The organism is Streptomyces sp. PH10-H1 (assembly GCF_030063355.1).
In the GTDB taxonomy this organism is placed as follows: domain Bacteria; phylum Actinomycetota; class Actinomycetes; order Streptomycetales; family Streptomycetaceae; genus Actinacidiphila.
Window position 1 is genome coordinate 1 of the sequence record NZ_JASISZ010000153.1, and the last position, 6,811, is coordinate 6,811.

The 6,811-nt window shown below is 68.8% G+C and carries 10 protein-coding genes; 6 read left to right on the forward strand and 4 right to left on the reverse strand.

Annotated features, from left to right (window positions below; genetic code table 11):
- Positions 1–45 precede the first annotated feature (45 nt).
- Positions 46–369: a hypothetical protein gene (locus tag QMK24_RS40320; RefSeq protein ID WP_283471883.1), complete on the reverse strand. Its 324-nt coding sequence runs from the start codon at positions 367–369 to the stop codon at positions 46–48.
- 43 nt (positions 370–412) lie between these two features.
- Here QMK24_RS40320 and QMK24_RS40325 point away from each other — a divergent pair, with 43 nt between their 5' ends.
- Entirely contained in the window at positions 413–547 is a 135-nt protein-coding gene (locus QMK24_RS40325) for a hypothetical protein (protein WP_283471884.1), read from the forward strand.
- 114 nt (positions 548–661) lie between these two features.
- Here the strand turns inward: QMK24_RS40325 and QMK24_RS40330 are convergent, their stop codons facing one another.
- Positions 662–1,240, reverse strand: a complete 579-nt coding sequence (locus tag QMK24_RS40330) for a TetR/AcrR family transcriptional regulator (RefSeq protein ID WP_283471885.1) — start codon at positions 1,238–1,240, stop codon at positions 662–664.
- An 83-nt stretch (positions 1,241–1,323) separates the two neighbouring features.
- Here QMK24_RS40330 and QMK24_RS40335 point away from each other — a divergent pair, with 83 nt between their 5' ends.
- The 4 genes from QMK24_RS40335 (at position 1,324) to QMK24_RS40350 (ending at position 4,119) form a co-directional block, all read left to right on the forward strand.
- The gene (locus QMK24_RS40335) at positions 1,324–2,139 is read left to right on the forward strand and encodes an SDR family oxidoreductase (protein ID WP_283471886.1); all 816 of its coding nucleotides are present in this window, start codon (positions 1,324–1,326) and stop codon (positions 2,137–2,139) included.
- 212 nt (positions 2,140–2,351) lie between these two features.
- Positions 2,352–3,215, forward strand: a complete 864-nt coding sequence (locus tag QMK24_RS40340; RefSeq protein ID WP_283471887.1) for a haloalkane dehalogenase — start codon at positions 2,352–2,354, stop codon at positions 3,213–3,215.
- 446 nt (positions 3,216–3,661) lie between these two features.
- A complete protein-coding gene (locus tag QMK24_RS40345; protein ID WP_283471888.1) occupies positions 3,662–3,796 on the forward strand; it encodes a hypothetical protein in 135 nt (44 codons plus the stop codon).
- Positions 3,793–4,119, forward strand: a complete 327-nt coding sequence (locus QMK24_RS40350) for a YrdB family protein (RefSeq protein ID WP_283471889.1) — start codon at positions 3,793–3,795, stop codon at positions 4,117–4,119. Before QMK24_RS40345 ends, QMK24_RS40350 begins: the two co-directional genes overlap by 4 nt.
- Before the next feature lie 264 nt (positions 4,120–4,383).
- Here the strand turns inward: QMK24_RS40350 and QMK24_RS40355 are convergent, their stop codons facing one another.
- Both QMK24_RS40355 and QMK24_RS40360 read right to left on the reverse strand, forming a co-directional pair.
- Positions 4,384–4,656, reverse strand: coding sequence for a hypothetical protein (locus QMK24_RS40355; protein WP_283471890.1), 273 nt, complete (start codon positions 4,654–4,656; stop codon positions 4,384–4,386).
- 328 nt (positions 4,657–4,984) lie between these two features.
- Positions 4,985–5,248: a hypothetical protein gene (locus tag QMK24_RS40360; RefSeq protein WP_283471891.1), complete on the reverse strand. Its 264-nt coding sequence runs from the start codon at positions 5,246–5,248 to the stop codon at positions 4,985–4,987.
- 127 nt (positions 5,249–5,375) lie between these two features.
- On the opposite strand from QMK24_RS40360, the gene QMK24_RS40365 reads away from it, so the two are divergent.
- A complete protein-coding gene (locus QMK24_RS40365) occupies positions 5,376–6,203 on the forward strand; it encodes an HARBI1 family protein (RefSeq protein ID WP_283471892.1) in 828 nt (275 codons plus the stop codon).
- The last annotated feature ends 608 nt before the right edge of the window (positions 6,204–6,811 follow it).

Consider the following 6,811-nt stretch of genomic DNA (forward strand, 5'->3'; position numbering starts at 1 on the left):
GTGATCACGGTCCGGCGCTTCGGCGCGCCCGGGCGGGCGTCACGGTCACCGCCCCGCCGACCGGACCGAACCCGTCCGGCGTGGTGCTCCTACGACGGCACGCAGCGCGTCGCGGCCTACGTCTCCCCGGTCCACGCCGAGTACGCCAAGCTGATCCTGAAGGTCAGCCACAACCTCGGAGCGAACCTCGCGATCTGCCTGATGGCCGTCACGGCGGGCAGCCACCAATGTGAGGACGGCTTCGCCGTGCTCAACGACTTCCTGCGCCAGGCCGGCATCGACCCGGCCCAGGGACAACTGCTCGACGGCCGCGGCGGAAACCCCGCCGACCGGGTCACTCCGATCGTGGAGAACGAGCTCCTGCACCATCGGCGGTCACCTCGACGCGAGGCTGCACACGTTCTATCCGGCCGTGAACGGCGCGTCCACCCCGGATGTCAACGGCATCATCGACATCGGCAACGACCTGGCCCGGATCGCGGGCCTCCTCCAGGAGCAAGCGGAGGAGAAGAGCGATCCGCCCGGCCACCGCGAGCCTCATCGGTGAGAAAAGTGGGACCGAAACCGGTCATGACGGAGGCCCCGACCGCTGAGTGTGCGGGGCCTCCGAGCTGCCCTGGCGGACAGGGGCGGAGGATACGAGATTCGCGCCGGCGGTTCGTCAGGTGAGCGAGTCGATCCAGCGTTCCAGGCGGCGGCCTTCGGCGGTCATGAGGTCGGGGGCGCGGAAGGTGTTGGTGAGCAGGGAGACCCCTTGGTATGCGGCGATCAGGGCGATCGCGAGTTCGCGGGAGTCGTCGCGTCCCATCGCCTGGAACTGCTGCTCGGCCCAGTCGATGAGGACCTGTATGACCTTGGCGATTGCCTGGTCGAGGCCGTCGGCCCGCTTGTCGAGCTCCGAGGCCAGGGTTCCGGTGGGGCAACCGTACTGGGCAGTGAGCTCGCGCTGCTCGATCCAGCCGTTCAGGAGCGCCTTCAGCCTGTCCTGGGGGGTGGGGAGCGCGTCGAGTGCGCCGATCACGGCCCGGAGGTTCTGCGCGTGCGCGTCGATCGCCGCCTCGACCAGCTCGTTCTTGGTCTTGAAGTAGTAGTAGACGTTGCCGACCGGGACGTCGGCCGCTCGGGCGATGTCGGCGAGCGTCGTCTGTTCGACGCCCTGTTCGTGTAGTACCTGGGCTGCAGCGGCCGCCAGACGTTCCCGCTTGCCCGGCGATCGCCGGACACTTTTTGAGTGAGTCACCTGACTAATTGTAGACGGCGCGGCGGAGTGTCGGCTAGAGTTCCAATTAAGTCAGCCAACTAACTTACTCATGCGGAGTTCTCATGATTGTTGTGACGGGTGCGACCGGGAACGTCGGCCGGGAGCTCGTGCGGATCCTCGTCGAGGCCGGTGAGCAGGTGACCGCCGTCTCCCGGCACCCGGCGCAGCTGCCCGCCGATGTGCGGCACCTGCGGGCCGACCTTGCCGAGCCACAGAGCCTGCGCACCGCCCTCGACGGGGCCGATGCGCTGTTCCTGCTCGTCGTCGGCGAGGACCCGCAGAGCATCCTCGACCTCGCCAAGGCGGGCGGAGTGCGGCGCGTCGTCCTGCTCTCCTCCCAGGGCGCCGGGACACGACCGGAGGTCTACCGCCATCCCGCGGTGTTCGAGGACGCCGTGCGCCGCTCGGGCCTCGAATGGACGATCCTGCGGTCGGGGGGACTGAACTCCAACGCCTTCGCGTGGGCTGAGACGATCCGTACGCAGCGCACGGCCGCCGCGCCGTTCGGCGATGTCGGGCTGCCCACCGTCGACCCGGCGGACGTCGCCGAGGTCGCGGCCATGGTCCTGCGCGAGAGCGGCCATAGGGGCAGCACGTACGACCTCACCGGACCCGCGCCGGTCACCCCGCGGGAGCGGACCAAGGCGATCGGCGACGCTCTGGGCACTCCGGTGCGGTTCATCGAGCAGACCCGTGCCGAGGCCCGCGCGCAGATGCTGGCGTTCATGCCCGAACCGGTTGTGGAGGGCACCCTCGCCATCCTCGGCCGGCCGCTGCCCGCCGAACAGGAGGCGAGCCCCGCCGTCGAGCGCATCCTCGGCCGGGCGCCGCGCACCTTCGCCGACTGGGCCGCACACACCGCCCCAGCCTTCCGGTGAACTCTGTGTCCGGCTCGGTAGAGGCGTTCCTCGCCGAGCCGCACCGGGCCACCTCGACCACCATCGGCCCGACGGGGCGCCGCACGTGGTGCCCGTCCGCTTCTCCTGGGGCGTCGCCGCCGCCCCTTCCACCCGAATCCACCCGACCGGGTCGTGGCCGAGGGCGCGGTGGGCCGACCGATGAACCTCAACACCTGACAGGACCAGCTGCCATGCCCATTCAGCCTGTACTCGACTCGACCATGTTCCACCGGGAGCGCGGCGCCGGTACACCGATGGTCTTCCTGCACGGCAACCCCACCTCCCCCCACCTGTGGCGGGACGTCCTCCCCGCCGTCGGCGAACCGGGCCGCCTCTTGGCCCCGGACCTGATCGGTATGGGTGAGTCGGGCAAACCCGACATCGCCAACACGTTCGCCGACCAAGCCCGCTATCTGGACGCCTGGTTCGACGCGCTCGGCCTCGAAGACGTGGTGCTGGTCGGACACGACTGGGGCGGCGCCCTCGCCTTCGACTGGGCCGCCCGGCATCCCGGACGCGTGCGCGGCATCGCGTTCACCGAGACCATCGTCAAGCCGATGACCTGGGAGGAGTTCCCCGAGGGCGGCCGCCCACTGTTTCAGGCGATCAAGACACCGCAGGTGGGCGAGGCCATGATCCTCGACGACAACGCCTTCATCGAGCAGGCGCTGCCCGGCACCGTCGCCACCCCTCTCGACCCGGCCGACCTGGACATCTACCGCAGCCCGTACCTCACCAGGGAAAGCCGCCGCCCGTTGCTGCAGTGGCCGCGATCGATGCCGCTGGGAGGTGAACCCGCCGATGTCGTGGCCAGGATCCAGGCGTACGACAAGTGGCTGGCGACGAGCGCGGACGTGCCCAAACTGCTCCTCACCTTTGCACCCGGGCCCGGGGTCATGATGGGCCCGGTGATCGTCGACTGGTGCGCGGAGAACATCGCCAACCTCGAGATCGAGCGCCACGACGTGGTCGCCGGGCACCACACCCCGGAGGACCAGCCCCTCGCGATCGCCGGAGCCATCGCCGAATGGGCGGACCGGCACAAGCTCCGCTGAGGCCGATGGGCCAGGAACGGCCGACGGGCCGCGAGTCACCATCAATCTCCGTTCGCTGAGCGGGTGAAGGCCACCTGGTACGCGCTCGGTGTCAGGCCCACACGCCGCACCAAGCGCTGCCGCAGGTACTCGCCAGTCCTCGTCGTGATCGATGAATTCCCCTATCTGGCGAAGGTCGCACCTGAGTTGCCTTCCCTGATCCAGCGCCAGGTCGACCGCTTCCAGACGCACGAGAGCCGCATGCGGCTGCTTCTGTGCGGATCGGCGATGTCTGTCATGGGCGGCCTGCTCGCCAGCACCGCTCCCCTGCGCGCGCGGGCCCAATTGGAGCTTGTTGTCAGCCCGTTCGGCTATCGATCGGCGGCAGACTTCTGGCACTCCGTCTTGGCGGCGGTTGCGGAGGGCAAATGCGACGAGAGGGGGGATCGCCGGCTACATCGGCCGCCATGCTGGTGGTTGCAGGTCTGGCCCAGGCCGGGGACTCGGCGATCGGGGCGCAGCGGCGGAACCCGGGGATGACGTTCGGTGCCGGCGCCTTCGCCGTGCTGCACCTCGCGTCGGCGTGGTGGCTCGCCCGATGAGCGCGGTGAGCGGTGTCCTGGCGTTCTTGCTGGAGATAGGTGTCTATGCGGTGGCAGGCTGGTGGGGGTTCACCCGACGGGTGCCTCTTGTGCTGCGCCTGCTGCTCGCCTCGGGCCTGGTGATCCTGTTCGCCCTTGTCTGGGGGCTGTTCGGCGCGCCCTCGGCCGCGCATCCCCTGCACGGTGCGGCGCGGGCAGCCCTGGAGCTCTGCTGGTTCGGTGCTGGGACTGCGGCATGGGCGGCGACGAAGGGACGGCGGGCCGCCCTGTGGTTCGCCGGGGCGTGGCTGCTGTCCACGGCTCTGGTGCTCGCCTTCACTTAGTACTCCCCTGGCGGTTCTCCAGCTGTCCTGGCCAGGGGAGCGTGCGGGGCGTAGTGGGCTGATGGGCCTGCCGGCCGCAGTCCTCCTCATTGAGGGAGCAATAGTGCTCCTCCCAGTCTGGGCTCAGGTCGGCATCGAGCATGGCCATCGTCCGACAGCGGTCGCAAGCTGAGCGGCTCACCAGTACGGTCGGGATGACCGACAGACGTCGTCGCTCATGCGCTCACTCGACTCGATTCCTTGGGCCGAAGCACGCATCCTGGGTCATACCTTCTTGACGACGATCGACTCCGGAACCAGCTTCTCCAGGTCGTCCACGTCCGAGGTGAAGACGGTGACCTGCCCCTTCTGCCGGCGCGCGATGACGGCGAGCACCGCGTCGATCGCGTACTTGTGGCCATGCAGTTTGGCATCTGCCAGCAGGCGGCGGGCCTGGCGGCCCTCGTCCTTTCCGATGTCGGCGACCTTGGGCCGGGACAGTACCCAGTCCCAGCGCTGTTCGGTCGTTCTGCCGTCGTACGCCTCGACCAGTGTCATCGGGGACGTCACCACCTCGGCTTCCCCTCGCGCCGCGATGTCGAGCCAGGCGGGACGGCTCCCGCCGCAGCGCCGCCCGCAGCTCCGGCGTCAGCCGCCCGGCGTCGTCGGCCCGCAGAGCGGCACCGATGCGCGACAGGGCGCCGCGGGCGATGACCCCGAGCAGCTCCGCTTCCCGGATCACGGTGGCGAAGGGCGTGGTGTCCTGGGGGAGTTGCTCGGCGAGGGGGCGGTACCAGGCGACCAGCGGCCCCAGCTCCGCGGGGCTGCGCACTCCCCGGTCCGCCGGGAGATGCGCCGCGGCGGTGAGGAGCCCCTCCCGGGCCTGTCAACAGCCGCCGCAGGGCGGTGATCCGGAGAGCGCGGGCAGCGCCTTGCAGTCCTCGTCGCGGGCCTGGGCCGGAGTCAGCGGCAGCGTCCGCCAGGCATGGAGAAGCGCGGTGAGCTGCTCCGCCGGTTCTCGTTCCGCCCAGGTGTCGTATCCGTCCGTCGCCGCGACCCGGTCGCCGTCCCAGGCCAGCAGCCCGGCGTCGTACGCCGTCTCCAGAGCAAGGCGTACGACGATGTCGTCGCACTGAGGTCTTCTCGGCAACCTGATGGTTGCGGTGAGTAACGGCCTTGCGGGGCCTGGACGGTGACCTGACGTCAGACATGCGTGAAGCCCCTGGTAGGAACGACTCTGCGAAGATCACGTTCCGTACAGCAACCAGAGGCTCCACGTGCCCTCCAGTATCACCTACACCGCTGTCCTCGATGTCAGCAGGGCGACCGCCGAGCACCTGGCCCGGCTCCTGCATGAGCACCGCGAGCGCGTCGGGACCCGCAAGGCCACCCGGGCCCTGGGCGCCTTCCGCCAGGCGGTCCTGGTCCTGCGGTGGTTCGTCGACGGCACCCGCATGTCCCAACTCGCCCGCGACAACGCCATATCGCTGCCCACGTCCTACCGCTACCTGCACGAGGGACTGACCGTGCTCGCCGACCACGCCCCGGACCTCTCCACTGCGCTGGAGCGAGCCGCGGCAGCCGGCTACACCCATCTCAACCTGGACGGCACCGTCATCCGCACCGACCGCGTCGCCGCCCCCGGCCCCAACGGCGCCGATCTTTGGTGGTCTGGAAAACACAAGCACCACGGCGGCAACGTGCAGGTCATCTCCGCCCCGGACGGCTGGCCGATCTGGGTCTCCCCGGTCCGGCCCGGCCGCGAGCACGACACCACCTGCGCCCGCGTCCACGGGCTCATCGACGCGCTCGACCGGCTCGCCACCGCGCTGGACATGCCCACCCTGACCGACCTGGGCTACGAGAACGCCGGTCCCGGCTTCCGCCACCCGGTCAAGAAACCCCAAGGCGGCGAACTCGCCGAGCACCAGCAGGCGTTCAACAAGGTGATCCGTGGCATCCACGGCGTCGCCGAACGCGCAAACGCCCTGCTCAAGGTCACCTTCAAGGCCCTGCGCCGAGTCAGCCTGGACCCCGCCGCCATCACCCGCATCGCCCGCGCCGCCCTCGTCCTGCTCCAGCTCGAACACGGCCGCACCGCCTGAACGAAGATCACGAACCGTCACGAGACGTTACCGAGAAGGGTTCACTGTGCTGCCTTGCCGATCCGGGACAGCTCACGTGTCCATGGGACTATAGGGCCCGTAGCATCATGGGATGGCATTGACTTCCAGGACTACATGTCGTTCAGCATTAATGTCGGCGGGCGTCCAGGAGTCGGCACGCTGGTCTTTGCCGGTGGATTGCTCCCGTTGAGGGGATGAGTTCTGTGGAATCTGTGGTGGGCTGGGCCGAGGAAATCATGGCGAGCCTCGGCCTTGCCGGGCAGTGCGAAATCGATGTCCAGGTGGTAACCGCTGAGCACCCGGATCCCGGTCCCCTGTTTCGGACGGAATCATTTCGGTCCGAACTCATCGTGGGGATGCTCGCCGAGGAGGTGTGGGATCTCGGAGTGCATGTGCTGGTGGCAAGTGGTGAGGACGTGACGCGGGTACACCTTCCGCCCGATTGGGATTCGGCTGCTCAACTAGTGTCTCGTGATCCCGTTGGCGTTACTTAATCTCGTGTGTCTCGTTGGTACTGGCATGGAGCTCTCCGTGGAACAGGTCGCTGAGTTACGGGTGTTGGCGAGTAGTCGGAACGTGCCTGCGGA